Genomic DNA, 26,383 nt, shown 5'->3' with positions numbered 1-26,383 from the left:
GACCCGGGCACGGCACGATCGCCGACGTCCCCCCGCTGCACGTCCGCGACGTCACCGTCCGGTTCGCCGGGCTGACCGCGCTGGACGGGGTCGGCTTCACCGTGCGTCCGGGGACCGTGCACGCCCTCATCGGCCCCAACGGCGCCGGGAAGTCCACGTGCTTCAACGTGCTCTCCGGTGTCTGCCGGCCCGCGTCCGGCAGCGTCCGCTTCGGCGACCGCGAGCTCACCGGTCTGCCGCCCCACCGCATCGCGGAACTGGGCGTGGCCCGGATCTTCCAGAATCTCGCCCTGCCGCCGCACGCCACCGTCGAGGACTCCCTGCTGCTCGGCCGCCACCGGCTGACCCGCACCGGTTTCCTGGCCGCGGGGCTGCGGCTGCCCGCGGCGGCGCGCGAGGAACGGCGGCACCGCGAACGTGTCCGCGAGATCGCCGCGTTCGTGGGCCTGGAGGACTGCCTCGACCGGCCCGCCGGTTCACTGCCGTACGGGCAGCAGAAGCTCGCCGAACTCGCCCGGGCGCTGTGCATGGAACCCCGGATCCTGCTCCTGGACGAACCCGTCGCCGGCATGACCGCCGACGAACGGCGCCGCACCGCCGCGGTCGTCGCGGGGGTTCGCGACAGCCTCGGCATCTCGATCCTGCTGGTGGAACACGACATGGGGGTGGTGATGCGGCTCGCGGACGCGGTGACCGTACTCGACTTCGGGCGCCGGATCGCCGACGGCGCACCCGAGGACGTACAGAACGATCCGGCGGTGGTGCGCGCCTATCTGGGCGAGCGCGCCGACGGGGAGGAGAGCGACTCATGAGCACCTTCGCCGAGCTCCTGCTCAACGGCATTTCGCTGGGCTCCGTCTACGCACTCATCGCGCTCGGTTTCGTCGTCATCTTCCGGGCCACCGAGGTCGTGAACTTCGCCCACGCCTCGCTGCTCCTCGCCGGCGGATACGTCACCGCGACCCTCCACGACGACATCGGCTTCTGGCCCGCTCTCCTCGTCGGCATCGCCGGCGCGGCGGCGGTGGGGGCCGCCGTGGAGTTCCTGGTGATGCGCCGTTACCGGGGCTCCGACCACAGCGTCCTCGCCATCGTCACGATCGGCGTCGACATCCTGCTCACCACCGAACTGACCCGGCGCATCGGCACCGACGTGCTGGCGCTCGGCGACCCGTGGGGCGACGCCGTGCTCACCGTCGGCCCGGTCTCGCTCGCCCACACACGGATCGCGGCGTTCGTCGCCGCCGCCCTGCTCATCACCGCCTTCCTGCTGGTCTTCCGGTACACGTCCTGGGGCGTGGCGATGCGCGCGGCGGCGGAGAGCCCGGAGACCGCGGCACTGATGGGTGTGCGGCTGGGCCGGGTGTCGCTCGGCGCGTGGGCGGTGGCCGGAGGACTCGCCGCCGTCGCCGCGCTGTTCCTGACCGTCTTCCCCACACCGGGACTGGAACGGGCCACCTCCCTCGCCGCGCTGAAGGCGTTCCCCGCGGCGATCCTCGGCGGCCTCGACTCGACGACGGGCGCGCTGGTCGGCGGGCTGCTCGTCGGCATCACCGAGTCCCTCGCCACCGGCTACCAGAGCGACCTCACCTTCCTCGGGCGCGGCCTCGGCGACCTCGCGCCCTACCTGGTCATGGTCGCGATCCTGCTCATCCGGCCCGCCGGGCTGTTCGGCACCAAGGAGCTCGCCCGTGTCTGACGTCCTCGCCCGTGACGAGACGACCGGCACCACCCGGCCCGCCCGTCACCGCGCCCTCCGGCTGCCCGGGGCCCGGACCTGGGTCCGGGTCGCCGGTGCGGTCCTGCTGCTGGCGCTGCCCTTCTATCTCGACCGCTTCTGGCTCCAGGCCGGGCTGTTCGCGATGGCCGCGGCCATCGGCGCGATCGGCCTCAATCTCCTCACCGGCGCGACCGGGCAGCTCTCCATGGGCCATGCCTTCTTCCTCGCGGTCGGCGCCTACGGCTACTGCGTGTTCGCCGCCGACGGGGGCGACGGGCTGACCGGTCTGGGACTGCCGAGTTGGCTGGCGGCCGTGCTCGCCGTACTGGTCGCGGGTGTCGCCGGAGGCCTGTTCAGCCCGATCGCCGGCCGGCTGCGCGGCGCCTACCTCGGCATCGCCACGCTGGCCCTGATCTTCATCGGCCAGCACGTGCTGTTCAACGCGCGCGACCTGACGGGCGGCTTCAACGGCCGCGACGTACCCCCGCTCAGCCTGTTCGGCCTCACCTTCGACGACCGGGAGGCAGTCGTGGCCGCCGTGCCGTTCGGCTCCGCCGAGAAGCTCTGGTACGCGGGGCTGGTGCTGCTGCTGGGCTGCGCCCTCTTCGCCCGCGGGGTGCTGCGGGGCCGGCCCGGCCGCGCCATGAACGCGATCCGCGACCACCGGATCGCCGCTGGGGTGATGGGGGTGCCGGTCGCCCGCTACCGCGCCGCCGTCTTCGTCCTGTCGTCGATGTACGCGGGTCTGGCGGGGGTCCTGCTCGCCCTGGTCTTCCAGCGGACCGTGCCCGACTACTTCGGGATCACGCTCTCGCTCGACTACCTCGCCATGATCGTCATCGGCGGGCTCGGATCGGTGGCCGGTGCGGTGGTCGGGGCCGTCTTCGTCTCGCTGCTGCCGCAGCTGCTGACCCGCTACAGCGATGCGCTGCCCCTTGTCTCGGACCCCGGGACGGGCGGAATCGCACCGGGCGAGGCAGCCCGGTACCTGTACGGCGCCGCCGTCGTGGCGGTGGTGCTCTTCCTGCCGGGCGGCCTGATCAGGCTGGCCGCCCGGCGCCGCGTCAGTCCCGGTTCAGGGGCCACTCCAGGGGAGGAACGATGAGAACGACACGTACGGCCAGGGTGGCCACCGGGGCACTGGCGGCACTGCTGGTGCTGGCCGGCTGCAGCTCCAAGGCCAAGGACGACGACGGAGACAAGCGGTCGGCGGGCGGGGTGAAGACCGGTGACGGCATCTCCGGGAAGACGATCTCGCTCGGGGTGCTCACCGACATGACCGGGGTGTACGCGACCCTCGGCAAGAGCGTCACCCAGGCCCAGCAGCTCTATGTGAAGCAGGTCAACGCGAGCGGCGGGGTCTGCGGCTACAAGCTCTCACTCACGGTCCGCGACCACGGCTACGACCCGCAGAAGGCCGTCTCCGGATACACCGAGCTGGCGCCCAAGGTGCTCGGCTTCACGCAGTTCATCGGCTCGCCGTTCGTCGCCGCGGTCAAGCAGCGCGTCGACGGCCAGGACAAGGGGCTGGTGCTGCCGCAGGCCTGGTCCGCCACCCTCCTTGGCAGCCCGTACATCCGGGTCATCGGCTCCACGTACGACATCGAGACCATCAATGCCATCGACTTCCTGATGAAGGAGAAGGGCCTCAAGAAGGGCGACAAGATCGGCCACGTGTACTTCGAGGGCGACTACGGCGAGAACGCGCTGGCCGGCTCCAAGTACATGGCGAAGAAGGCGGGGCTCCAGGTCGTCGAGCAGAAGATCAAACCGACGGACAACGACATGACCGGACAGGTCGCGGCGCTGAAGCAGGCGAAGGTGAAGGCCATCGTGATCAGCGCGGGCCCGCGTCAGGCCGCCTCCCTGGTCGGTGTCGCGGCGGCCGGCAAGTTCCCGGTGCCGATCATCGGCAACAACTCGGCCTTCGCCCCGCAGCTGCTCGCCACCCAGGCGGGCCCCGCCCTGACGGCGAACTACTACGTGGCCTCGCCGTCGCTGCCGATCGGGGCCGACACGCCCCAGGCCAAGAAGCTGGTCGAGGACTACAAGGCCGCCTATCCGAAGGACTCCCTCGACAACGGCGTGGTGGCCGGCTGGACCGCCGCCGCCGCGTTCGGCGAGGCCCTGAAGAAGGCGTGTGCGGCCAAGGACCTCACCCGTGAGGGCGTCGACAAGGCCCTGCTGACCATCAACGCCTTCGACCCGGGCTTCGGCATCACGCAGGACTTCAGCGACCCGAAGTCGGCGTCCTCCAAGCAGAGCGTGATCCTGCGGCCGGACAAGAGCGCGGTGGGCGGCATGAAGGTGGTCCGCGAGGCCGAGGCCTCGTCCGCGGCCAAGGGCTACACACCCGGCTCGTGACACCCCGCCCCACGCACGCGAAGGGCCCCGAACCATCCGGTTCGGGGCCCTTCGCGTCGTACGGGGTGTTACGGCAGCTGTGCCGCGCGTGCCTCGCGGCGGTTGTCCCGGAAGTTGTTCACCCTCCGGGCCGTGGCGAAGAGCGGGATGACGGCGCCCATGACCAGCTGCAGCGCGCAGCCCGTCTGAAGGAGCAGCTGGCCGCTCGGGGCGTCGAACGCCCAGGCCGCCAGGAGACCCATGCTGAGCACGATCCAGGAGAGCATCGCGACCGCGAGGCGGCCCCGCGGCTTCGGGTACTCGACCCGGCTCACCATCAGCCAGGCGGTGCCGATGATCGCCATGAGCGTGGCGACGAACGGCAGCTCCAGCAGCACGATGGAGACGACTGTCAGCGCGCCGAACGGCGAGGGCATGCCCTGGAAGGTGCCGTCCTTGACCGTGACGCAGGAGAACCGCGCGAGGCGGAGGACGACCGCCAGCAGGACCACGATGGCCCCCACCGCCGCCACCCGCTGGTGTGCGTCGTCCGCGACCATGCCGTAGACGAGCACGAAGTACGCCGGCGCGAGTCCGAAGCTGATCAGGTCGGACAGGTTGTCCAGTTCCGCGCCCATGGGGGAGGAGCGCAGCTTGCGGGCGACCAGACCGTCGAAGAGGTCGAAGACCGCCGCGCAGAGCATGAGGATGACGGCCGTGGCGGCGCTGTGGCGCGCCATGCCGGTCTCCTGGCTGCCCGTGAGGTGCGGGATCAGGATGCCGGTGGTGGTGAAGTACACCGCCATGAAGCCGCACGTGGCGTTGCCGAGGGTGAGGGTGTCCGCTATTGAGAGGCGGAGCGAGAGCGGCATCTCCTCCTCGTCGTCCACGTCCTCGGCCTCCGGCACCCAGCCGGCCTGTGTCTCAGGATCAATCACGGTCAATTCGAGTCACCCCAGCCACGGTCTTCTGACCGACCTCCACATCGACCTCGACACCCTCGGGGAGGTAGATGTCGACGCGCGAGCCGAAGCGGATCAGACCGATCCGGTCGCCCTGCTCGACCTTGGTGCCCTGAGGGATGTAGGGGACGATGCGACGGGCCACCGCGCCGGCGATCTGGATCATCTCGATGTCACCGAGTTCGGTGTCGAAGTGCCAGACGACGCGTTCGTTGTTCTCGCTCTCCTTGTTGAACGCCGGAACGAACCCGCCGGGGATGTGCTCGACCGACGTGACCGTGCCGGAGAGCGGCGCGCGGTTGACGTGGACGTTGAGCGGGCTCATGAAGATCGCGACGCGGGTGCGCCCGTCCTTCCACGGCATGATGCTCTGCACCACACCGTCGGCGGGCGAGATGACGCGGCCCTGGGCGATCTCACGTTCGGGGTCGCGGAAGAACCACAGCATGCCGGCCGCGAGCGCGGTGGCGGGTACGGCCACGGCCTTGGCGGCGCCGGAGCGGCGCGCGCGGGCCAGGCTGAGTGCTGCGGTGGCCACGGTCGGGAGGAGCCACGGCGATGCTCCGCGCGCGAGGCGGACCCGGCCGCGTTGTGCAGAGGTTTGGCTGTGGGGCATGGATGACCTTCGTAGCGGATGATGCCGCGCTGGAACGGGGGACGGCGGCTTTCCGGCGATCGTACCGGTCGCGGGCCGCAACTGGGCAAGCCAGGAAGCCGAGTCGGCGACCGAAGAGTGTTGACGGGGTGTGATCTTCTTCGCGAAGAAAACACCCCGAATCACGACATCTAGCCCTGGAGTCGATACTCTTCGAGCAACCTGCGCCCGATGATCATTTTCTGGATTTCGGCGGTGCCTTCACCGATCAGCAGCATCGGAGCCTCGCGGTAGAGACGCTCGATCTCGTACTCCTTGGAGAAGCCGTAGCCGCCGTGGATCCGGAATGCATCCTCCACGACCTCCTTGCAGTACTCGGAGGCGAGGTACTTCGCCATACCCGCTTCGAGGTCGTTTCGTTCACCGGAGTCCTTTTTGCGTGCCGCGTTCACCATCATGGCATGGGCCGCCTCGACCTTGGTAGCCATCTCGGCCAGCTTGAACTGGATGGCCTGATGCTGGGCGATCGCCTTGCCGAAAGTGTGACGCTGCTGGGCATAGGAGACACCCAGCTCGAAGGCACGCTGTGCGACACCGCAGCCACGGGCCGCGACATTGACGCGCCCGACCTCGACTCCGTCCATCATTTGGTAAAACCCTCGGCCGGTCGTCCCGCCGAGTACACGATTGGCCGGAATGCGCAGTCCGTCCATGATGAGCTCGGTCGTGTCGACGCCCTTGTAGCCCATCTTGTCGATCTTCCCGGGAATGGTCAGACCGGGACGGACCTCGCCGAAGCCGGGCTCCTTCTCCACCAGGAACGTCGTCATCGACTTGTGCGGCGCGGTGCCCTCGGGGTGTCCTTCGTCACTTCGCACGAGGACGGCCACCAGGGTCGACGAGCCACCGTTCGTCAGCCACATCTTCTGACCGTTCAGGACGTACTCGTCGCCGTCCTTGACCGCCTTCGACGTGATCGCCGAGACGTCCGAGCCGAGACCCGGCTCCGACATCGAGAACGCGCCGCGCACCTCGCCCAGCGCCATCCGCGGCAGGAAGTGGTCCTTCTGCTCCTGCGTGCCGTGCTGCTTGAGCATGTACGCCACGATGAAGTGCGTGTTGATGATGCCGGACACCGACATCCAGCCGCGGGCGATCTCCTCCACGCACAGCGCGTACGTGAGCAGGGACTCGCCCAGGCCGCCGTACTCCTCCGGGATCATCAGGCCGAACAGACCCAGTTCCTTGAGGCCGTCGACGATCTGCTGCGGGTACTCGTCGCGGTGCTCCAGTTCGGTGGCGACCGGAATGATCTCCTTGTCCACGAAGTCGCGGACGGTGGAGAGGATCTCCTGCTGGATGTCGGTCAGACCGGCGGTCTGGGCGAGTCGCGCCATGGCTACTTCTCCGTCTTCTTGTCCGCAGGTGCGCTCAGTTCGGGACGGCCGGGCTGCTCGCCGCCGCGCTCCTTGATGTACGTCTCGGTGGGGACCATCACCTTGCGGCGGAACACGCACACCAGCGTGCCGTCCTGCTTGTAGCCCTTGGTCTCGACGTAGACGATCCCGCGGTCCGACTTGGACCGGGAGGGCGTCTTGTCCAGGACCGTCGTCTCGCCGTAGATCGTGTCGCCGTGGAAGGTCGGCGCCACGTGCCGCAGTGACTCGATCTCCAGATTGGCGATCGCCTTGCCCGACACGTCCGGCACGGACATGCCGAGCAGCAGCGAGTAGATGTAGTTGCCGACGACGACGTTCTTCCCGAAATCTGTCGTCTTCTCCGCATAGTTCGTGTCCATGTGGAGCGGGTGGTGGTTCATGGTCAGCAGACAGAAGAGGTGGTCGTCGTACTCCGTGACCGTCTTCCCGGGCCAGTGCTTGTAGACCGCGCCGACCTCGAACTCTTCGTAGGTGCGTCCGAACTGCATGGTGCTCAGGCCTCCGGGGCTTCGAACTTGCTGGTGCGCTGCATGCCGGCGGCCCGGCCCTTGCCCGAGATGACCAGGGCCATCTTGCGGCTGGCCTCGTCGATCATCTCGTCGCCGAGCATCGCGGAGCCCTTCTTGCCGCCCGCCTCGGACGTGTAGTAGTCGTACGCGTCCAGGATCAGCTCGGCGTGGTCGAAGTCCTCCTGGGAGGGCGAGAAGATCTCGTTGGACGCCTCGACCTGGCCCGGGTGCAGCACCCACTTGCCGTCGAAGCCGAGCGCTGCGGCGCGCCGGGCGACCTCGCGGTAGCCGTCGATGTTCCGGATCTGGAGGTAGGGGCCGTCGATGGCCTGGAGGTTGTTGGCGCGGGCGGCCATCAGGATCTTCATCAGGATGTAGTGGTAGGCGTCCGCCGGGTAGCCGGGCGGCTGCTCGCCCACGACGAGCGACTTCATGTTGATGGACGCCATGAAGTCGGCCGGGCCGAAGATGATGGTCTCGACACGCTGGGAGGCCGTCGCGATCTCGTTGACGTTGTTCAGGCCCTGGGCGTTCTCGATCTGCGCCTCGATGCCGATCTTGCCGACCTCGAAGCCCATCGTCTTCTCGATCTGCGTCAGCAGCAGGTCCAGCGCCACGACCTGCTGGGCGTCCTGGACCTTCGGCAGCATGATGCAGTCGAGGTTCTGGCCCGCGCCCTCCACGACGGTCACGACGTCGCGGTACGTCCACTCGGTGGTCCAGTCGTTGACGCGCACGACCCGCGTCTTGCCGGTCCAGTCGCCCTCGTTGAGGAACTTCACGATGGTGTGCCGTGCCCCGGGCTTGGCCAGCGGCGCGCACGCGTCCTCCAGGTCGAGGAAGACCTGGTCCGCGGGGAGGCCCTGGGCCTTCTCCAGGAAACGCGGGTTGCTCCCCGGTACCGCGAGGCAGGAGCGACGCGGACGCAGACGGTTGACGGGCGTGGTCATGCGGGGACCTCCAGGGGGTCGAGCTTGTTCGCTTTCCGGATCTCGTCGACGATACGGCCGATGATTCCGGTGATGTCGAAGTCCTTGGGTGTGAAGACCGCGGCCACTCCCGCGGCCCGCAGCTGCTCGGCGTCGGCGTTCGGGATGATCCCGCCCGCGATCACCGGGATGTCCGCCGCGCCGGCCTCGCGCAGCCTCTCCAGCACGTCCGGCACCAACTGGGCGTGCGAGCCGGACAGGATGGACAGCCCGACACCGTGCACGTCCTCCGCGACCGCGGCGTCCACTATCTGTTCGGGCGTCAGCCGGATGCCCTGGTAGACCACCTCGAAGCCGGCGTCGCGGGCCCGCACGGCGATCTGCTCGGCGCCGTTGGAGTGCCCGTCCAGGCCCGGCTTGCCGACCAGGAAGCGGAGCTTGCCGACACCGAGGTCCCGTGCCGTCAGTTCCACCTTGCGGCGGACCTGGGCGAGCGCGGTGCCCTCCTCGGCGGTGACCGCGACGGGCGCGGAGGAGACACCGGTCGGCGCGCGGAACTCGCCGAACACCTCGCGCAGGGCCCCGGCCCACTCGCCGGTGGTCACCCCGGCGCGGGCGCACTCCAGGGTGGCCTCCATGAGATTGTCGGTGCCCTTGGCGGCCTCCTTCAGCCGCTCCAGCGCCTTGCACGGGCGCGGGTGGTTGAACGGAGGCTGGTAGCGCGTGTCGCGCCAGTTCTCCAGGGCGCCGATCACCCGGGCCTCGACGGCCGGGTCGACCGTCTGGATGGCGGCGTCCAGGTCGGCCGTGAGCGGGTTCGGCTCGGTGGACTCGAAGATGTTGACGCCGACGATCTTCTCCTGGCCGGATTCGATACGGCCGCGGCGCTCGGCGTGCGAGGAGACGAGCTGCGACTTCAGGTAGCCCGACTCGACGGCGGCCATGGCGCCGCCCATCTCCTGGATGCGGTCGATCTCGGCCAGCGACTCCTCGACGAGGGCCGACACCTTGGCCTCGATGACGTGCGAACCCTCGAAGATGTCCTCGTACTCCAGCAGGTCGCTCTCGTGCGCGAGCACCTGCTGGATGCGCAGCGACCACTGCTGGTCCCAGGGCCGGGGCAGGCCCAGCGCCTCGTTCCAGGCGGGCAGCTGCACGGCACGCGCGCGTGCGTCCTTCGAGAGGGTCACGGCCAGCATCTCGAGCACGATCCGCTGGACGTTGTTCTCCGGCTGCGCCTCGGTCAGACCGAGGGAGTTGACCTGGACGCCGTACCGGAAACGCCGCTGCTTGGGGTTCTCGATGCCGTACCGCTCGCGGGTGATCTGGTCCCAGATGCGCCCGAACGCCCGCATCTTGCACATCTCCTCGACGAAGCGGACGCCCGCGTTCACGAAGAAGGAGATACGGGCCACGACGTCGCCCTTGCGGTCGTCGGCGATCTGGCCGGACGCGAACACCGCGTCCAGGACGGCGATCGCGGTGGACATCGCGTACGAGATCTCCTGGACCGGCGTGGCGCCCGCCTCCTGCAGGTGGTAGCTGCAGATGTTGATCGGGTTCCACTTCGGGATGTGGTTCACCGTGTAGGTGATCATGTCCGTCGTCAGACGCAGGGAGGGGCCCGGCGGGAAGACGTGCGTCCCCCGCGACAGGTACTCCTTCACGATGTCGTTCTGGGTCGTGCCCTGGAGCTTGGTGATGTCCGCGCCCTGCTCCTCGGCGACGACCTGGTAGAGCGCCAGCAGCCACATGGCCGTGGCGTTGATCGTCATCGAGGTGTTCATCTGCTCCAGGGGGATGTCCTGGAACAGACGGCGCATGTCACCGAGGTGGGAGACCGGGACCCCGACCCGGCCGACCTCGCCGCGGGCGAGGATGTGGTCGGGGTCGTAGCCGGTCTGCGTCGGAAGGTCGAACGCGACCGACAGGCCTGTCTGGCCCTTCGCGAGGTTGCGCCGGTACAGCTCGTTCGACGCCTCGGCGGTGGAGTGACCGGCGTACGTGCGCATCAGCCACGGCCGGTCCTTCTGACGCTCAGTCATCTGGGGACCTCAGACGTTCCGGAAGCGGTTGATGGCGTCGATGTGCTGGGCGCGCTTCTCGTGGTCGCGGATGCCCAGGCCCTCCTCGGGGGCGAGCGCCAGCACGCCGACCTTGCCCTGGTGGAGGTTGCGGTGCACGTCGTAGGCCGCCTGGCCGGTGTCCTCCAGGGAGTAGACCTTGGAGAGCGTCGGGTGGATCTTGCCCTTGGCAATCAGGCGGTTGGCCTCCCACGCCTCGCGGTAGTTGGCGAAGTGCGAGCCGATGATCCGCTTCAGCGACATCCACAGGTAGCGGTTGTCGTACTCGTGCATGTAGCCCGAGGTCGAGGCACAGGTGGTGATGGTGCCGCCCTTGCGGGTCACGTAGACCGAGGCGCCGAAGGTCTCGCGGCCGGGGTGCTCGAAGACGATGTCGATGTCCTCGCCGCCGGTGAATTCGCGGATGCGCTTGCCGAAGCGCTTCCACTCCTTCGGGTCCTGGGTGCGCTCGTCCTTCCAGAACTTGTAGCCCTCGGCGCTGCGGTCGATGATCGCCTCGGCACCCATCGAGCGGCAGATGTCCGCCTTCTGCTCGCTGGAGACGACGCAGATCGGGTTGGCGCCGCCGGCCAGCGCGAACTGGGTGGCGTACGAGCCGAGCCCGCCGCTCGCGCCCCAGATCAGCACGTTGTCGCCCTGCTTCATGCCGGCGCCGTTGCGGGAGACCAGCTGCCGGTAGGCGGTGGAGTTCACCAGACCGGGAGCGGCGGCCTCCTCCCACGACAGGTGGTCGGGCTTCGGCATCAGCTGGTTGGACTTGACGAGGGCGATCTCGGCGAGTCCGCCGAAGTTGGTCTCGAAGCCCCAGATGCGCTGCTCGGGGTCGAGCATCGTGTCGTTGTGGCCGTCCGAGGACTCCAGCTCGACCGACAGGCAGTGCGCGACGACCTCGTCGCCGGGGTGCCAGGCGTTCACGCCCGGGCCGGTGCGCAGGACGACGCCCGCAAGGTCGGAGCCGATGATGTGGTAGGGCAGGTCGTGGCGCTTGGTCAGCTCGCTGAGCCGGCCGTAGCGCTCCAGGAAGCCGAAGGTCGACAGCGGCTCGAAGATCGAGGTCCACACGGAGTTGTAGTTGACCGAGGAGGCCATGACGGCCACCAGGGCCTCGCCCGGGCCGAGCTCCGGCACCGGCACGTTGTCCAGGTGGATCGACTTGCGGGGGTCCTTGTCGCGGGTGCTGAGCCCGGCGAACATCTCCGTCTCGTCCTTGTGCACGGTGATCGCACGGTAGGACTCGGGGAGCGGCAGAGCGGCGAAGTCGTCAGACGTGGCGGTCTGCGACTGAATCGCGTCCAGGATTTCCTTCACTGTGTTGCCTCCGGCGATGAGCGTCCTGAGGGAAGACGCTGAGGGTTACGTCGGTGCTGCTGAGGGAGGGGTGCCGTCGGTTCGGCGGAGGTGGTGCTGTGGCGGCGCTTGGTCGGCGCAGGAGGGTGCCTGTGACGCAGGCGTCCGGGCGCGCAGCCTGGGGGGCTTGCGGGGACAGCCGGCGTACGAAAGGTCTCTGCACGCCGGCCGCCCGGACTCCTTCAACGTATGACACCGCGTGTCACCTGACAAGGCACTGAGTGCCATAAGTTGGCCTCAGATGAAATCTTTACGTAACAAATGAGCGATGATCGATCAAAGCTACTGCCCAGTAGGTGGCTATGGGCGGTCTTGTCGTGGTCCGCCGGAAGCCGCAGCGGGGGTGCGGGCAGCGGGCGTTCATACCGGGGTGCGCGGAACGGTGCGCAGAGGGCGGGGCGAGAGAGAGCTCGGACGAACGCCGGTCGCGACGGCTCGCGGCACGTGGTGCCGCACCCCGGCTCGCGGCACGAGGGGCTGGGTAACGCCCGGCGACACGTGCGCCGCGGACCCGGTGGTGGTCGCCGGCGAGGCGGCCCGGGAGGTCGGCAGCGGGCCGTCTGCCCCGGGTAGGACCGATGTCCGGCCCCGAAGGCCTGTTCGCGAGCGTCCGTGAGGAGGCGCGGGGGCGCCGCTGCCGGACGACGGTCGCCGGCCCGGAGGTGCGGGCGCGGGACGCCCGCCCGGCTGCCGGCTCCGGGCCGGGCCGGGTGCGGGCCCGGCGGCCCCCGAGATCGGCGGGACCGGCGAAGGCCTGGATTCTCGCGGCCAAAGGTCGGGGCATGGCGCGGCCAGGGGGCACGGGCTGGAGGAGCTTGGCAAGGCCCGGGGATGGAGCCTGACGCGGCTCGTGGGCCGGAGCCCTCACGTCTCCTCTGAGCTGCGGGCCCCGGTGCCGGCGCGGCTGGGGAGTGCGCGCCCTTGGAGCGGGCGCGGAGCACGTGGGGGAGTCCGGTGCGCTCACGGTGCGCGGGTGCGGGCCCCGGTGCCGACCCGGCCGGGGAGCCGCGCGGTCTCGGGTCGGGGTTCGGGGCCCGTCTCGGAGTCCGGAGCCCTCACGGATCCGAGGTGCGGGCCCCGGTGCCGGCCCGGCGTGCGGGCGAAGCCGCTACGGACGCTCCTTGAGCGCCTGCTCGATCGTGCGCATGACCTGGTCGAGCGGGGCGTCGACGCGGGCGACGGTCACCAGCACGTCGCCTTCCGTGAAGGAGGAGGCGGGTGCCGAGCGGGGGGTGGTCTCCCGCCCGGCGCCGATCCCGTTGCCGAACGTCTTCCGCACGATCGCGAAGGCGTGGTCGAGCTGCGCCTCCACGTCGCCCTGGCCGCCCGCCCGCAGCCAGCGCCGCAGCACGTGGTTGTGGGCGGTGACGACGGCGGACGCGGCCACCTCGGCCAGCAGCGGGTCGTCGTTGGCGTCGTCGTCGTGCGCGTGCTCGTCGAAGTGGCCCAGCAGATAGCGGGTGAAGAGTCGCTCGTAGCGGGCCACCGACGCGATCTCGGCCTCGCGCAGGGTGGGTACCTCGCGCGTGAGCTTGTAGCGGGCGACCGAGATCTCGGGCCGCGCCGCGTACATCTTCATGACTTCCTTGATGCCCCGGCACACGGTGTCGAGCGGATGCTCGTGCGCGGGAGCCGCGTTGAGCACGGCCTCGGCCCGGATCAGGGTGTCGTCGTGGTCGGGGAAGATCGCCTCTTCCTTGGAGCGGAAGTGGCGGAAGAAGGTCCGCCGGGCCACCCCGGCCTGGGCCGCGATCTCGTCGACGGTGGTCGCCTCGTACCCCTTCGTCGCGAACAACTCCATGGCCGCGGCCGCCAGTTCCCGGCGCATCTTGAGGCGTTGAGCGGCCGCGCGGCTGCCGGCGGCACGTTCCGGTGCGTCGGGCGTGGCTGGCGTACGTGAGGACTTGGCGGGCTGGGGCATGACCCGAACGTACTGCATGTGCGCAGGAGAGCGCGCATGTCCGGGGATCCCCCCGCCCTCCTGGGGCGGGGGGTGTCCGGCCGGGTCGAGCAGTCCGCCCCAGTCGGGGCTCTCCGCGAACCAGTCGCCCGTACGCTCAGCGCCGGGCATATTCGCGGAAGCCGCGGCCGGTCTTGCGGCCGAGGCAGCCCGCGGCCACCAGGTGTTCGAGGAGTGGCGCGGGGGCCAGGCCGGGGTCGCGGAACTCGCGGTGCAGGACCTTCTCGATGGCGAGCGAGACGTCCAGGCCGACCACGTCCAGCAGCTCGAAGGGGCCCATCGGGTAGCCGCCGCCGAGCTTCATCGCGGCGTCGATGTCGTCGAGCGTCGCGTAGTGCTCCTCGACCATCTTGATCGCGTTGTTCAGGTACGGGAACAGCAGGGCGTTCACGATGAATCCCGCCCGGTCACCGCAGTCCACCGGGTGCTTGCGGACCTTCGCGCAGACCTCGCGCACGGTGGCGTGCACGTCGTCGGCGGTGAGCACGGTGCGCACGACCTCGACGAGCTTCATCGCCGGGGCCGGGTTGAAGAAGTGCATGCCGATCACGTCCTGCGGGCGCGACGTGGCGCGGGCGCAGGCCACGACGGGCAGCGACGACGTGGTGGTGGCCAGGATCGCCCCGGGCTTGCAGACCTTGTCGAACGTGGCGAACAGCTGCTGCTTGATCTCCAGGTCCTCGGCGACGGCCTCCAGGGCCAGGTCGACGTCGGCGAACGCGTCGTACGTGCCCGCCGGGGTGATCAGGTCCAGGGTCCGCGCGGCGGCCTCGGCGGTCATCCGCCCCTTGTCGACAGAGCGCGAGAGCGACTTGCCGATACGGGCCTTGGCGGCCTGCGCCTTCTCCGCGCTGCGGGCGGCGAGGACGACCTCGTACCCGGCCTTCGCGAAGACCTCGGCGATGCCGGACGCCATGGTGCCGGAACCCGCCACGCCGACGGAGCGCACGGTGCGGCCCGGGACCAGGGCGGCGCCCTCCAGCGGCGTGAGCGCGTCCCGCACGACGGTCGCGCTGCCGGGGGCCTCGTACGAGTAGAAGCCGCGGCCCGACTTCCGGCCGGTCAGGCCAGCTTCGCTGAGCTGCTTGAGGATGGGCGCGGGGGCGTGCAGCCGGTCGTGCGACTCGGCGTACATGGCCTCCAGGACCGTGCGCGCGGTGTCCACGCCGATCAGGTCCAGCAGCGCGAGCGGGCCCATGGGCAGGCCGCAGCCGAGCCTCATCGCCGCGTCGATGTCCTCGCGGGAGGCGTACTTCGCCTCGTACATCGCGGCGGCCTGGTTGAGGTAGCCGAACAGCAGTCCGTCCGCGACGAAACCGGGGCGGTCCCCGACCGCGACGGGCTCCTTGCCGAGCTCGATCGCCAGGTCGGTGACGGCGCCGACGGCCTGCGGGGAGGTCAGCACCGAGGAGACGACCTCGACGAGCTTCATCGCCGGGGCCGGGTTGAAGAAGTGCAGTCCGAGGACGCGCTCGGGGCGGGCCGAGTCGGCGGCGAGCCGTGTCACGGACAGCGCGTTGGTGCCGGTCGCGAGGATGGCCTCGGGGCGCACGATGGCATCGAGCTCCCGGAAGACCTGCTGCTTGATGTCGTACGACTCCGGGGTCACCTCGATGACCAGGTCGGCGTCGGCCGCGGCGGCCAGCTCGGTGAAGGTGCGGAAGCGGGCGAGGACGTCGCCGCGCTCCTGCTCGGTGAGGCGCTCGCGCCGCACGGCGCGGGCCGTGGACGCTTCGAGCGCGGCGACGGCCTGGGTGGCCGCGGCCTCGCTGATGTCGATGCCGATCACCTCGCGGCCGGCGCGGGTGAGGACCTCGGCGATGCCGGTGCCCATGGTGCCGAGGCCGACGACGGCGACGGTCTTGAGCTGGGGCAGAGAGGTGTCGGACAGGGGAGTGGCCATCGCGGGACTCCAGGAAGAGGGTGACGACTGAGGAGTGCACATGGGGTACGCCGACGGGCGCACATGGTGCTGGGATTGCGCGTGTTGCCGGGCTACTGGCGCACACGCCCGGTCCGTCCCGGGGCGCTCGGATCGCGCGCCCCGACGAACGGTGAAGTCGACCGGCCCTGTCCCAAGCCGTGCCGTACTGCGGTACCTGAGGCACCGAACCGACTGCTCCTGCGGCGGCTGCGTCACCAGGCCACCGCAAGGGTGAGGCGAGTGGGTAACTCGCTCGTCTGAGCTTAACCCGCCGGTAACGAGCGCGCCAGCCCCGAGTTTGTGATGTACGTCCCGACGTCCCGCGCGCTTCTCTAGGCTCGGCGGCATGGACGAAGAGTTGCGATCACTCACGGAGCGTCTACGGAACGAGGCCGCAGGCTCGGCGGAGTACGACCGGCTCGTGGCGGCCGAGGACGCCGGCGCACTGGCGTCCGTGCTCACGGAGACCGGACAGCCGTTGTGGGCCAGGGAGTTGGTCGCCTTCCGGCTCGGGCTGGCCGGGGACCGGCGGGCCTTCGAGGCACTCGTCCTGCTGCTCAACCACCGCGACCCGCAGCGCTGCGCGTCCGCCGCGTACGCGCTGGCGCGGCTCGGTGATCCGCGCACCGCCCGCGCGGCGGCGGCGCTCGCCACGAACGAACTGCGCGTCGCCTACGCCCTCCATCCGGTACGGCTGCTCGTCGAGCTGCGCGCCCCCGAGGCGGTGCCCGCGCTGATCACCACCCTGGAGCGTCGGCTGCGTCCGCACGACCCCTACCGGAGCGTGGCCCTCGCGTGCGTGCAGGGCCTCGGCGTCCTGGGGGACGAGCGTGCGAGACCCGTGCTGAGCGAGGCGCTGGCCCATCCGGCCCTCGCTGAGGCGGCGGTCCACGCACTGGCCCTGCTGCCCGCTCGCAAGGGGTAGGGCGGACCGGAGAGGTGCGGGAGCGGCCGGAAGGTGTGCGGGCGTTCGGCCGGTGCGGTGCCGGCCGGAGGGCGCCGGTACGGGACCGTCCGGAGCCTTGGGACGTCGGAGGCTCAGCCGAGGGCGGCATCGGCCAGGGAGCGCGCGTAACGCACCTCGGGTATCGCGACACCGTCGACCTCGAAAGGCTCCTCGGCGCCGTCCGGCCCGAACCCCGACCGCTCGTAGAAGCGGCGGGCCGGAGCGTTCTCCTCGAGGACCCACAGCAGCATCCGCTCGTGACCGGCTGCCACGCACCGGGCGACGGACTCGGTGAGCAGAGCCCGCCCGATCCCGCTGCCGACCCGGTCGGGACGCACGTAGATCGCGTACAACTCGATCTCGCCGGTGCGGACTTCACCGTCCCGGTACGGTCCGTGGCAGGCCCAGCCGACCAGCTCGCCCTGCCGCTCGGCGACCAGGTTCACCACATCGCCGTCGCCCCGCTCGAAGAACGCGCGCCGGCGCGCCGTGTCCTCGGCCACGCTGAGCCCGTCGAGGTACGACTGCGGTATCAGCCCCTGGTACGCGCTCTGCCAGCCGCGCACACGGATCTCGGCGACGTGCGGGCAGTCGTCGAGGGTCATCTCGCGGATCACGAGCCCGTTCACCCGCGCACCGCCTCGTACGCGCTGCTCCCCCCGCTGTCCCCGTGGGGCGTCGGGGACTGCGGCGTGGCGGCGGGGACGGGCCCGTCGGGGGCGGGAACGCGCATCGGCTCGGTCATGGGTCCATGGTGGACCACGGGTCCGACAACGCCTCCGACGGGCCTTCGGCCTGTGGGGATCAGCCCCGGAAGCCGAGCAGTCCGTGCAGCGTCGAACCCCGCGAGGAGGAGGACGCGGCCTTCGCCTTCAGCGGCTCCGGGTCGGGCAGCTTCTGGCACACCGCGTCGGCCTCACCGCTGCCGTGCGGCACCTTGCCGTCGGTCAGATACGCCGTCAGGTACTTGTCCAGGCAGGCGTTGCCGCTCAGCGTGATGCCATGGTTCCCGCCGCCCTGCTCGACGACCAGACTGGAGCCGCGCAGCTTGCGGTGGACCGTGACACCGCCCTGGTACGGGGTGGCGGCGTCGTCCGTGGCCTGGAAGAGCAGCACCGGCGGCAGCGACTTGTTGGAGATGTCCACCGGCCGCAACGAGCGCGTCGGCCAGAAGGCACAGGGCGCGTTGTACCAGGCGTTGTTCCATGCCATGAACGGCGCCTTCTCGTACACCGCCCAGTTGTCCTTGCGCCACTGGTTCCAGTCCCTCGGCCAGGACGCGTCACGGCACTGCACCGCGGTGTAGACGCTGTAGCCGTTGTCGCCCGAGGCGTCCACGGCACCGAAGTCCTCGTACGCCTGGACGAGCGAGTCGCTCTTCTTGCCGTTCGCGTAGTCCGAGAACGCCTGGGCGAGGTAGGGCCAGTAGCCGTTGTAGTAGCCACCGGGGATGAAGGTGTCCTCCAGCTCGGAGGCGCCCACCTTCTGCTGTGCGGGCTTCTTGGCGAGCGCGGCGCGCATCGCGTACCACTTGGCCTCGACCCTGGCCGGGTCCGTGCCCAGCTTGTAGGTCGCGTCGTGCTTGGCGATCCACGCCAGGAAGGCCTTCTGGCGGTCGTCGAAGGCGTAGTCCTGCCCGAGGTTGTCGTCGTACCACACGCCGACGGGGTCGACGATGGAGTCCAGCACCAGGCGGCGCACGCGCTGCGGGTAGAGCTTCGCGTACACGGCGCCCAGGTAGGTGCCGTACGAGTAGCCGAAGTAGTTGATCTTCCTGGCCCCGAGCGCGCCGCGGATGGAGTCCATGTCGCGGACGGCGCTGACCGTGTCGATGTACGGCAGCAGGCTCGCGTACTTCTTGCCGCACGCCGTGGCGAAGGCCTTGGCGCGGTCGACGTTGGCCTTCTCCAGGGCCGGAGTGGCGGGCACCGAGTCGGGGCGGACGGGTGCGAAGTGTCCCGGCCTGCAGTCCAGGGCGGGCTGGCTCTTGCCGACGCCGCGCGGGTCGAAGCCGATGACGTCGTACTGCGCGGCCACCGACTTCGGCAGCGAGGAGGCGACGAATCCGGCCAGGGTGAGCCCGCTGCCGCCGGGGCCGCCCGGGTTCACCAGCAACGGTCCCTGGGACTTCGCGGCGGTGTGCGGGACGCGCGAGAGGGCGAGGGTGATCTTCCGCCCGGCCGGGTGCGAGTGGTCCAGCGGCACCTTCACCGACGCGCACTGGAGCGTCGGATAGTCGCTGGTCGCACACTTCTTCCAGGTGAGCTTGGCGGTCTGGGTGGTGCGCGGTGCGGTCTCGGAGCCGGCGCTCGCGTCGGCCGGGATCGACGTGATCATCCCGGCCACCACGGCGGCTGCCCCGCACAGAGCAGCTGCGCGTTTCTTCATAAGGCCTCCCAGGACGGAGGTTTTGAGCCGTGCACGCCACGGCCTTCGCCGCATCGTGCCGGAAAGGGAGGCCGGAGGAACCGGTTCTGACAAGACTTGACCCGATTGAGCCGCGGGATCGCTCGGTTGCCGACAGAAGTGTTCACGGACGCCCGCGGACCGGTCCTGGGAGTTCATGCGGCGCGGGTGGCGCGCCGCACGGTCGTCACAGCAGCGTCAGCTGGGTCGGCCCGGAAGCCACGGCTTCGGGAGCGGCCGCTTCGGCGGCGGCGACCCTGCGCGGCATCCTCGCGCGCGTGGGGCCGATGCCGTATTCCCGCGCCAGCTCGTGCACCTGACGGGTGATCCGGCGCTGGTACCACGTCGGGGCGTAGGCGCCCTCCGCGTACAGACGCTCGTAGCGGCGGACCAGGTGCGGGTGATGCCGTTCCAGCCAGGCCATGAACCACTCGCGGGCGCCGGGCCGGAGGTGGAGGACCAGCGGGGTCACGGACGTGGCCCCCGAGGCCGCGATCGCGCGGACGGTGGCGCGCAGCTGAGCGGGGTGGTCGCCGAGGAAGGGGATGACGGGCGCCATCAGCACACCGCAGCCGATGCCGTGGTCCGTCAGGGTGCGCACCACGTCCAGGCGGCGTTCGGGAGCCGGGGTGCCCGGCTCGACCGTGCGCCACAGTTCGGTGTCGGTGAAGCCCACCGAGACGGAGATGCCGACGTCGGTCACCTCGGACGCCTGCCCGAGCAGGTCGAGGTCGCGCAGGATCAGCGTGCCCTTGGTCAGGATCGAGAAGGGGTTCGCGTGGTCGCGCAGGGCCGCGATGATGCCGGGCATCAGCCGGTAGCGGCCCTCGGCCCGCTGGTAGCAGTCGACGTTGGTGCCCATCGCGATGTGCTCGCCGTGCCAGCGGCGCGAGGCGATCTGGCGGCGCAGCAGGTCCGGCGCGTTGACCTTCACCACTATCTGGGAGTCGAAGCCGAGTCCGGTGTCGAGGTCCAGATAGCTGTGCGTCTTGCGCGCGAAGCAGTACACGCACGCGTGCGTGCACCCTCGGTAGGGGTTGACCGTCCACTCGAAGGGCATGCGTGAAGCCCCCGGCACCCGGTTCACGATCGATCGCGCCCGGATCTCGTGAAAGGTGATCCCGCGGAACTCGGGGGTGTCGAACGTACGGGTGGTCACCGCGTCCGCGCCGAACAGCGCGGCGTCGCGGGCCGGGTCCCCGGCGGGGTCCACGGTGAGGTTCTCCCAGCGCATGGCGCCTCCTCGGTAGCACTGGCCACAGAATAGAACACATGTTCCCTTGATCGTGCGACCGGATACCTGCGCCGCCCGGGAGACCCCGCCCGGCCCCGATTTGGGCGGCCGGGCCGCCTGGTGGTTGGCTGGCCGCACACCCCGAGGAACCAAGTGCTGGAGGAAGTGCCATGGCGCAGGTCGAGGCCACGACGGAGCGGGTCATCGCGGCGGACGCGGAGGCGGTGTTCGACGCGCTGGCCGACTACAGCGGCACGCGCGCGAAGCTGCTGCCGGAGCACTTCAGCGAGTACGAGGTGCGCGAGGGCGGCGACGGCGAGGGCACCCTCGTGCACTGGAAGCTCCAGGCCACCAGCAAGCGCGTCCGCGACTGCCTGCTCGAGGTGAGCGAGCCCACCGACGGCGAGCTCGTCGAGAAGGACCGCAATTCCTCGATGGTCACCACCTGGCGTGTCACCCCGGCGGGCGAGGGTTCGTCCCGCGTCGTGGTCACCACCGTCTGGAACGGCGCGGGCGGCATCGGCGGCTTCTTCGAGAAGACCTTCGCGCCCAAGGGGCTCGGGCGGATCTACGACGCGGTGCTCGTCAGGCTCGCCGCCGAGACCGAGAAGAAGTAGCGGTCCCGGGAGGCAGGGGCCGAGCGCTCAAGGGGCGGCGCTCCAGGGCCCGTTGCCGTCCTCACCGTTTCGAGTGGATCCCCCTGTTGCGCGACGTCGTGCCGTAACTCGTCGCGCTTGCTCGCAGTTGTCGCGATAAGCGGGAATTGTGCGGTGGGCGCGACGAGGGGAGCGGCACGTGGGCGGGATCACTCTGGTGCAGGACGAGCCGGGTACCGCACCCCCGATGGACGCCGTGGAGGCGGCCGCCCGGCCCGCCGGGCTCGACGCGCGCCAGATCCGTCTGGTCTTCATCGGGCTGATGCTCGCCCTGCTGCTGGCCGCCCTGGAGCAGATGATCGTGGCCACCGCGCTCCCGAAGATCGTCGGGGAGCTGCACGGCCTGGACAAGATGTCCTGGGCGATCACGGCCTACCTGCTCACCTCCACCGTCGGACTCCCGGTCTACGGCAAGTTCGGCGATCTCTTCGGCCGCAAGGGCGTCTTCCAGTTCGCGATCGTCGTCTTCGTCATCGGCTCGGCACTCGCCGGCTGGTCGCGCACCATGGACCAACTGATCGCCTTCCGCGCGCTCCAGGGCGTCGGCGCGGGCGGTCTCCTCATCGGCGTGCAGGCGATCATCGCGGACATCGTGCCGCCCCGCCGACGCGGCCGTTTCATGGGGCTGATCGGGGCCGGGTTCGGCCTGGCGTCCGTCGCGGGCCCCCTGCTGGGCGGCTACTTCACCGACCATCTGTCCTGGCGCTGGTGCTTCTACATCAACGTGCCCTTCGGGCTGCTCACACTGGCCGTCGTCACCGTCGTGCTGAAACTGCCGAAGCCCGAGGCCAGAGGGCGCGTCGACGTCCTCGGCGTGCTCCTGCTCGCCGCCGCGTCCACCTGCCTGGTGCTGCTGACCAGTTGGGGCGGCACGGAGTACGCCTGGGGCTCACGGGTCATCCTCGGACTCGGAGCCGGCGCACTCGTCGCGACGTTGCTCTTCCTCGTGGTCGAGAGCGTCGCGCCCGAACCCCTCATCCCGCTAAAGCTGTTCAAGGACGGCGTCTTCAACGTCACGGCATTGGTGGGACTGGTCATCGGCGTCGCCCTCTTCGGCGCCGCCAGCTACCTGCCCACCTTCCTGCAGATGGTCGACGGGGCCAGCGCCACCGAATCGGGACTCCTGATGCTCCCCATGATGGGCGGAATCGTGGGCGCGTCCATCGTCTCCGGGCAGCTCATCAGCCGTACCGGCCGCTACAAGCCCTACCCGCTCCTCGGCAGCGCCCTCTCGGTCGTCGGCATGTGGCTGCTGTCCCGCCTCGAAGCCGACACGCCCCGGCTGCACTACAGCATCTGGATGGCCGTCCTCGGCGCCGGCATCGGCCTGGTGATGCCGGTCCTGGTCCTCGCCGTCCAGAACTCCGTGCCCCCGGCCGACCTCGGCACCGCGACGAGCGCCAACAACTACTTCCGGCAGATCGGCGGCAGCGTCGGGGCCGCCGTCTTCGGCACCCTGTTCGCCCACCGGCTCGCCGACGCCCTCGCCGAGCGCCTGCCCACCCGCGGGCAGGACGCCCTCGGGGACTCCGAGTCCCTCACCCCGCAGCTCGTCCACGCGATGCCCGCCGCCCTGCGCGACGACTACATCGGGGCCTACGCGGACGCCATGCCGCGGATCTTCCTCTACCTCGTCCCGGTGCTCGCTCTCGGCCTGGCCATCGCCTTCTTCCTCAAGGAGAAACCCCTGGTGTCCCACAACGCCCCCGCCGCCGAACCGGAAACCGCCCGCACCACCGCTTACATCCCGCCGGGCCGTTCGGCGTACCCCGCCGGAGTCCCCGTCTGCGGCACGGTGCAGCACCCCGACGGCACCGTCGTACCGCGCGCCGCGCTCACCCTCATCGACATCGCGGGAGTCCAGATCGGACGCGGCGCCAGCGGCGAGGACGGACGGTACGCACTGTCGACGCCGGGATCCGGCTCGTACGTCCTGATCGCCGCGGCCGGCGGCCATCAGCCGCAGGCCGTCTCGGTGACCGTCGGCGAACGTCCCGTGGAGCTGGACGTCGTGCTCGGCGGCGCGGGACGCCTCGCCGGCAGTGTGCTCACCGCGGACGGCACCCCGGTGCGGGAAGCGACCGTCACCCTCACCAATGTCCACGGCGAGGTGGTGGCCACCACCCGCAGCGGGCGCGAAGGCGGCTACGTCATGACGGAGTTGGTGGCGGGCGAGTACACCGTCGCCGCCAGCGCTCCCGCGTTCCGCCCGGCCGCGCTCCCCGTCTCCGTCCAGGCCGCCCGCGAGACCCGCCAGGACGTCGAGCTCGCGGGCGGTGCCGTGCTGCGCGGCACGGTACGGGCGGGCGGCGGGCGCCCCGTCGAGGACGCCCGCGTGACCCTCCTCGACGCCGCGGGCAACGTGGTGGACACCCTGACCACCGGCGCGGACGGAACGTTCCGGTTCGTCGACCTGTCCTCCGGCGAGTACACCGTCATCGCCGCGGGCTACCCGCCGGTGGCGACCGTGCTCCAGGTCGCCGGGGGAGGCCGGACGGAACGGGACCTGCAACTGGGACACGAAGACTGACGCGGGCCCGCGCGGGCCGGGCGGCCGCGGGAGCGCCCGGCCGCGGGCCCGCCGCGGGGCCGGGCACGGGAGTCGGCGGCGCATCAGGGTGGCGCGACGGAGCACACCCGGCGCACCACGCGCCGGAGCCGCCCCCGGAGAGGTCAATTCCCGTATTGACACACATCATGACGGGGGCCGCCGTACGGTAAGGGGGGCGGCACAGATCTTGCGGAGCCGTGGGGAGAGGGGGCCTGGGCCATGGACCGTGGCACCGAAGCGGGCACGACTCCCAGCCGCGGAGCTGGGAGCCGCACGGCGGAGCACACCGCCGTCGGCCGCATCCCTCTGGCCGTCGTCCTCGTGGACCGCGGTGGGCTCGTCTCCCACTGGAGCACCGGCGCCAAACGCCTGTTCGGCACCCCCAAGGAAGACGCGGTGGGCCGTCTCGCCGCCGACCTGCTGCCCGTCTCCGGCGCACTGCCCGAGGACGACGACGCCACTCCCTACGGGGCCTACGCGGCCTACGACGGCCTCGGCCCCGGCCTGGAGACGTCCCTCGACGGACGGCTCGCCTACCCGGCCGCCGGGCGGGCCCGGCTCAGCGCCGGTGACGGCGACCGGATCGACGTCCTGTGGTGGGCGTACCCGCTGGTGGGCCCCGGCCGCGAACGCCTCCTGGTGCTCGCCGCCGACGCGGCCGCGCTCCGCCCCGGCGACCAGGGCGGACCCGACCGCCCGGACGGCCACCCCGCGGCCGGCGTGGGCATCGAGCGCATCGCGCCCGGCTTCGCCCTGCACACCGACTTCCCCGGCGCGGAGGAACTGGCTCGCCGACTCCCCGAGATCCTGCCCAGCATGAGCGTCGGGGAGAGCGCCCGCATCGTCGCGCAGGTCCTCGAACTGGGCTATCCCGTACTGGAGTTCAGCCAGAACGACCGGGTGCCCGTCACCCCCGACTGGGGTGTCCCCCGGCGCGCCGAGCGCAAGGCGCGCCGCGCCCGGGCCGCCAGGGCCGCCGCCTCAGGGGAGCCCGTGCCGCAGGACGACCAGGACGACGGCACGGACCTCGAATACGTCGCGGTGCGCGAGAGACTGGAGTTCCTCAACGAAGTCAGCGGACGCATCGGCACCTCCCTGGACCTGGCGCAGACCGTCCTGGAGGTCAGCCGGGCCGTCGTGCCCCGCTTCACCGACGTGGCGGGCACCTACCTGCGCGAACAGGTCGTCGCGGGGGAGGGGTTCCACGACGGCGTGCCGGACACCACCACCATGTGGCACCGCGTCGCGCTCGAACACACCGATGAGCCGGGCCGCTGGGACGACGTCGTGCCCGTCGGCGAGGCCATGCCCTTTCCCGCCCACACCCCGTTCTTCCAGTGCATGACCACCGGTGAGCCCGTGCTCGTCCCGCGCATCAGCGAGCAGATGGGCCACATGATCGCCGCGCAGTTCGAGAAGCGCGACATCCGGCCGCTCATCACCAACCGCTCCATGCTGGTCGTCCCCCTGAAGGCCCGCAACGTGGTCCTCGGGTTCATGATCCTGCTGCGCCATCCAGAGCGCGTCGAGTTCAACGACATGGACCGCGTCACCGGAGCCGAACTCGCCGCCCGCGCAGGGCTCGTGCTGGACAACGCCCGCATGTACACCTACCAGGAGAGCGTCGCCGAGACCCTCCAGGAGAGCATGCTGCCGCACATCGCGCCCCGCATGGCCGGATGCGACATCGCGACCCGCTACCTGCCCGGCACGCTCCTCGGCCGCGTCGGCGGCGACTGGTTCGACTCCGTGAAGCTGCCCGGCTCCCGCACCGCTCTGGTCGTCGGTGACGTCATGGGGCACGGCCTCAACTCCGCTGCGATGATGGGCCAGTTGCGCACCGCCGTGCAGACCATGGCCGCGCTCGACCTGCCGCCCGCCCAGCTCCTGCGCAATCTCGACGACCTCGCCCAGCGACTCGGCGACGCCTATCTGGCGACCTGTCTGTACGCGGTGTACGACCCCATCGCCGGTGAGCTGGAGATCGCCAACGCGGGTCACATCCCGCCCGTCCTCGTGCACGCCGGGGACGGGCGCAGCGAGTTGCTCGACCTGCCGACCGGTGCGCCCATCGGAGTCGGCGGAGTGCCCTTCGAGTCGGTCCGCGTGCCCGTGACGCCCGGCGACCGGCTCGTGATGTGCACCGACGGTCTGGTCGAGGTCCGCGGCGAGGACATCGGCGTGGGCCTCGCCACGCTCTGCGAATCCGCCGCCCACCCCGCCGCGTCCATGGACGACGCCTGCGACACCATCATCCGCTCCCTCAACACCCGCGGCGGACGCAAGGACGACGTGGCCCTCCTGATGGCCCGCCTCAACGGCATCGAGCCCGAGGACGTCGCCGAATGGCGCCTCGCGCTCGACCCGGTCGAGGTCGGCAGGGCGCGCGCGGTGGTCCGCGAACAGCTGCACGCGTGGGACCTGGGCGGACTGACCGACAACGCCGAGCTGATGGTCGGCGAGCTGGTCACCAACGCCGTGCGCCACGCGCACAGCCGGCGCATCGAGCTGCGGCTGGTGCGCGGCGACACCCTGCTGTGCGAGGTGGCCGACGACGACCACACCCTGCCGACGCTGCTCAGCGCCGGGCCCACCGACGAGTGCGGGCGCGGACTGCGCGTCGTCAGCACCCTGGCCCGCGAGTGGGGCGCCAGCCGGACCGGTGCGGGCAAGTCCGTCCGGTTCGAACTGACCCTGCCCCGGCGACGCTGAACGGCGGCACCGGCGGCCACCGGGCGGGGCGCGCGAAGCGCGCCGGGGGTACGCGGACCGAAAGTG

General features: G+C 70.6%; 20 protein-coding genes. 8 read left to right on the top strand and 12 right to left on the bottom strand.

The annotated features are described in order from the left end of the window. The first annotated feature begins 17 nt into the window (after positions 1–17). From H305_RS0119580 to H305_RS0119565, 4 genes are read left to right on the top strand one after another with little or no spacing between them, the layout of a single operon-like run. Positions 18–812 (top strand): ABC transporter ATP-binding protein, encoded by a 795-nt coding sequence (locus H305_RS0119580; RefSeq protein ID WP_028801880.1) that lies wholly within the window; start codon positions 18–20, stop codon positions 810–812. Beyond that, positions 809–1,699 carry a branched-chain amino acid ABC transporter permease gene (locus H305_RS0119575; RefSeq protein ID WP_028801879.1) on the top strand — a complete coding sequence of 297 codons (891 nt, stop codon included), beginning with the start codon at positions 809–811 and terminating at the stop codon, positions 1,697–1,699. The genes H305_RS0119580 and H305_RS0119575 overlap by 4 nt, the downstream gene beginning before the upstream one ends. Beyond that, positions 1,692–2,825, top strand: a complete 1,134-nt coding sequence (locus H305_RS0119570; RefSeq protein WP_028801878.1) for a branched-chain amino acid ABC transporter permease — start codon at positions 1,692–1,694, stop codon at positions 2,823–2,825. The genes H305_RS0119575 and H305_RS0119570 overlap by 8 nt, the downstream gene beginning before the upstream one ends. Next, positions 2,822–4,084, top strand: a complete 1,263-nt coding sequence (locus H305_RS0119565) for an ABC transporter substrate-binding protein (RefSeq protein ID WP_028801877.1) — start codon at positions 2,822–2,824, stop codon at positions 4,082–4,084. Before H305_RS0119570 ends, H305_RS0119565 begins: the two co-directional genes overlap by 4 nt. A 68-nt stretch (positions 4,085–4,152) precedes the next feature. On the opposite strand, the gene pssA is transcribed toward H305_RS0119565, so the two are convergent. The 9 genes from pssA to H305_RS0119520 form a co-directional block, all read right to left on the bottom strand. Then, positions 4,153–4,971: a CDP-diacylglycerol--serine O-phosphatidyltransferase gene (gene pssA, locus H305_RS0119560; protein ID WP_028801876.1), complete on the bottom strand. Its 819-nt coding sequence runs from the start codon at positions 4,969–4,971 to the stop codon at positions 4,153–4,155. A gap of 22 nt (positions 4,972–4,993) precedes the next feature. Next, positions 4,994–5,641, bottom strand: a complete 648-nt coding sequence (locus tag H305_RS0119555) for a phosphatidylserine decarboxylase (protein ID WP_028801875.1) — start codon at positions 5,639–5,641, stop codon at positions 4,994–4,996. 170 nt (positions 5,642–5,811) lie between these two features. Further along, positions 5,812–7,017, bottom strand: coding sequence for an acyl-CoA dehydrogenase family protein (locus H305_RS0119550; protein WP_028801874.1), 1,206 nt, complete (start codon positions 7,015–7,017; stop codon positions 5,812–5,814). 2 nt (positions 7,018–7,019) lie between these two features. After that, positions 7,020–7,547 carry a MaoC family dehydratase gene (locus H305_RS0119545; RefSeq protein WP_028801873.1) on the bottom strand — a complete coding sequence of 176 codons (528 nt, stop codon included), beginning with the start codon at positions 7,545–7,547 and terminating at the stop codon, positions 7,020–7,022. A gap of 5 nt (positions 7,548–7,552) precedes the next feature. Next, positions 7,553–8,518, bottom strand: coding sequence for an HpcH/HpaI aldolase/citrate lyase family protein (locus H305_RS0119540; protein WP_028801872.1), 966 nt, complete (start codon positions 8,516–8,518; stop codon positions 7,553–7,555). Next, on the bottom strand, positions 8,515–10,542 hold the full coding sequence (locus tag H305_RS0119535; RefSeq protein ID WP_028801871.1) for a protein meaA: 2,028 nt from the start codon (positions 10,540–10,542) through the stop codon (positions 8,515–8,517). The genes H305_RS0119540 and H305_RS0119535 overlap by 4 nt, the downstream gene beginning before the upstream one ends. Before the next feature lie 9 nt (positions 10,543–10,551). Beyond that, a complete protein-coding gene (ccrA, locus tag H305_RS0119530) occupies positions 10,552–11,889 on the bottom strand; it encodes a crotonyl-CoA carboxylase/reductase (protein WP_028801870.1) in 1,338 nt (445 codons plus the stop codon). Positions 11,890–13,036: 1,147 nt separating this feature from the next. Beyond that, positions 13,037–13,849, bottom strand: a complete 813-nt coding sequence (locus H305_RS0119525) for a TetR family transcriptional regulator (protein ID WP_028801869.1) — start codon at positions 13,847–13,849, stop codon at positions 13,037–13,039. 136 nt (positions 13,850–13,985) lie between these two features. After that, entirely contained in the window at positions 13,986–15,791 is a 1,806-nt protein-coding gene (locus H305_RS0119520) for a 3-hydroxyacyl-CoA dehydrogenase family protein (RefSeq protein WP_028801868.1), read from the bottom strand. A gap of 367 nt (positions 15,792–16,158) precedes the next feature. On the opposite strand from H305_RS0119520, the gene H305_RS0119515 reads away from it, so the two are divergent. Further along, on the top strand, positions 16,159–16,737 hold the full coding sequence (locus tag H305_RS0119515; RefSeq protein ID WP_028801867.1) for an adenylosuccinate lyase: 579 nt from the start codon (positions 16,159–16,161) through the stop codon (positions 16,735–16,737). 113 nt (positions 16,738–16,850) lie between these two features. Here H305_RS0119515 and H305_RS0119510 read toward each other — a convergent pair whose 3' ends face one another. The 3 genes from H305_RS0119510 to H305_RS0119495 form a co-directional block, all read right to left on the bottom strand. Beyond that, positions 16,851–17,363, bottom strand: a complete 513-nt coding sequence (locus tag H305_RS0119510; RefSeq protein ID WP_199791430.1) for a GNAT family N-acetyltransferase — start codon at positions 17,361–17,363, stop codon at positions 16,851–16,853. A 199-nt stretch (positions 17,364–17,562) separates the two neighbouring features. Beyond that, positions 17,563–19,146: an alpha/beta hydrolase gene (locus tag H305_RS0119500; protein ID WP_028801865.1), complete on the bottom strand. Its 1,584-nt coding sequence runs from the start codon at positions 19,144–19,146 to the stop codon at positions 17,563–17,565. Between the two features lie 205 nt (positions 19,147–19,351). Further along, positions 19,352–20,398 (bottom strand): Rv2578c family radical SAM protein, encoded by a 1,047-nt coding sequence (locus H305_RS0119495; RefSeq protein WP_028801864.1) that lies wholly within the window; start codon positions 20,396–20,398, stop codon positions 19,352–19,354. A gap of 170 nt (positions 20,399–20,568) precedes the next feature. On the opposite strand from H305_RS0119495, the gene H305_RS0119490 reads away from it, so the two are divergent. The 3 genes from H305_RS0119490 (at position 20,569) to H305_RS0119480 (ending at position 26,317) form a co-directional block, all read left to right on the top strand. Continuing rightward, positions 20,569–21,015 (top strand): SRPBCC family protein, encoded by a 447-nt coding sequence (locus tag H305_RS0119490; protein ID WP_028801863.1) that lies wholly within the window; start codon positions 20,569–20,571, stop codon positions 21,013–21,015. Positions 21,016–21,193: 178 nt separating this feature from the next. Continuing rightward, on the top strand, positions 21,194–23,584 hold the full coding sequence (locus H305_RS0119485) for an MFS transporter (RefSeq protein WP_028801862.1): 2,391 nt from the start codon (positions 21,194–21,196) through the stop codon (positions 23,582–23,584). Between the two features lie 240 nt (positions 23,585–23,824). Then, the gene (locus tag H305_RS0119480; RefSeq protein WP_028801861.1) at positions 23,825–26,317 is read left to right on the top strand and encodes a SpoIIE family protein phosphatase; all 2,493 of its coding nucleotides are present in this window, start codon (positions 23,825–23,827) and stop codon (positions 26,315–26,317) included. The last annotated feature ends 66 nt before the right edge of the window (positions 26,318–26,383 follow it).

It is taken from the genome of Streptomyces sp. 142MFCol3.1 (assembly GCF_000424945.1).
Taxonomy (GTDB): domain Bacteria; phylum Actinomycetota; class Actinomycetes; order Streptomycetales; family Streptomycetaceae; genus Streptomyces; species Streptomyces siamensis.
The sequence above is the reverse complement of the archived record's forward strand: the minus strand, read 5'-3'. Positions and strand labels throughout refer to the sequence as shown.

Excerpts from the sequence above, each read along its gene's own strand:
- H305_RS0119495 (WP_028801864.1), bottom strand. The coding sequence starts at position 20,398 with ATGCGCTGGGAGAACCTCACCGTGGACCCCGCCGGGGACCCGGCCCGC.
- H305_RS0119480 (WP_028801861.1), top strand. The coding sequence starts at position 23,825 with ATGGACCGTGGCACCGAAGCGGGCACGACTCCCAGCCGCGGAGCTGGG.
- H305_RS0119520 (WP_028801868.1), bottom strand. The coding sequence starts at position 15,791 with ATGGCCACTCCCCTGTCCGACACCTCTCTGCCCCAGCTCAAGACCGTC.
- H305_RS0119565 (WP_028801877.1), top strand. The coding sequence starts at position 2,822 with ATGAGAACGACACGTACGGCCAGGGTGGCCACCGGGGCACTGGCGGCA.
- H305_RS0119490 (WP_028801863.1), top strand. The coding sequence starts at position 20,569 with ATGGCGCAGGTCGAGGCCACGACGGAGCGGGTCATCGCGGCGGACGCG.
- H305_RS0119515 (WP_028801867.1), top strand. The coding sequence starts at position 16,159 with ATGGACGAAGAGTTGCGATCACTCACGGAGCGTCTACGGAACGAGGCC.
- H305_RS0119545 (WP_028801873.1), bottom strand. The coding sequence starts at position 7,547 with ATGCAGTTCGGACGCACCTACGAAGAGTTCGAGGTCGGCGCGGTCTAC.
- H305_RS0119575 (WP_028801879.1), top strand. The coding sequence starts at position 809 with ATGAGCACCTTCGCCGAGCTCCTGCTCAACGGCATTTCGCTGGGCTCC.
- H305_RS0119540 (WP_028801872.1), bottom strand. The coding sequence starts at position 8,518 with ATGACCACGCCCGTCAACCGTCTGCGTCCGCGTCGCTCCTGCCTCGCG.
- H305_RS0119535 (WP_028801871.1), bottom strand. The coding sequence starts at position 10,542 with ATGACTGAGCGTCAGAAGGACCGGCCGTGGCTGATGCGCACGTACGCC.
- H305_RS0119555 (WP_028801875.1), bottom strand. The coding sequence starts at position 5,641 with ATGCCCCACAGCCAAACCTCTGCACAACGCGGCCGGGTCCGCCTCGCG.
- H305_RS0119525 (WP_028801869.1), bottom strand. The coding sequence starts at position 13,849 with ATGCCCCAGCCCGCCAAGTCCTCACGTACGCCAGCCACGCCCGACGCA.
- H305_RS0119550 (WP_028801874.1), bottom strand. The coding sequence starts at position 7,017 with ATGGCGCGACTCGCCCAGACCGCCGGTCTGACCGACATCCAGCAGGAG.
- H305_RS0119510 (WP_199791430.1), bottom strand. The coding sequence starts at position 17,363 with ATGACCCTCGACGACTGCCCGCACGTCGCCGAGATCCGTGTGCGCGGC.
- H305_RS0119500 (WP_028801865.1), bottom strand. The coding sequence starts at position 19,146 with ATGAAGAAACGCGCAGCTGCTCTGTGCGGGGCAGCCGCCGTGGTGGCC.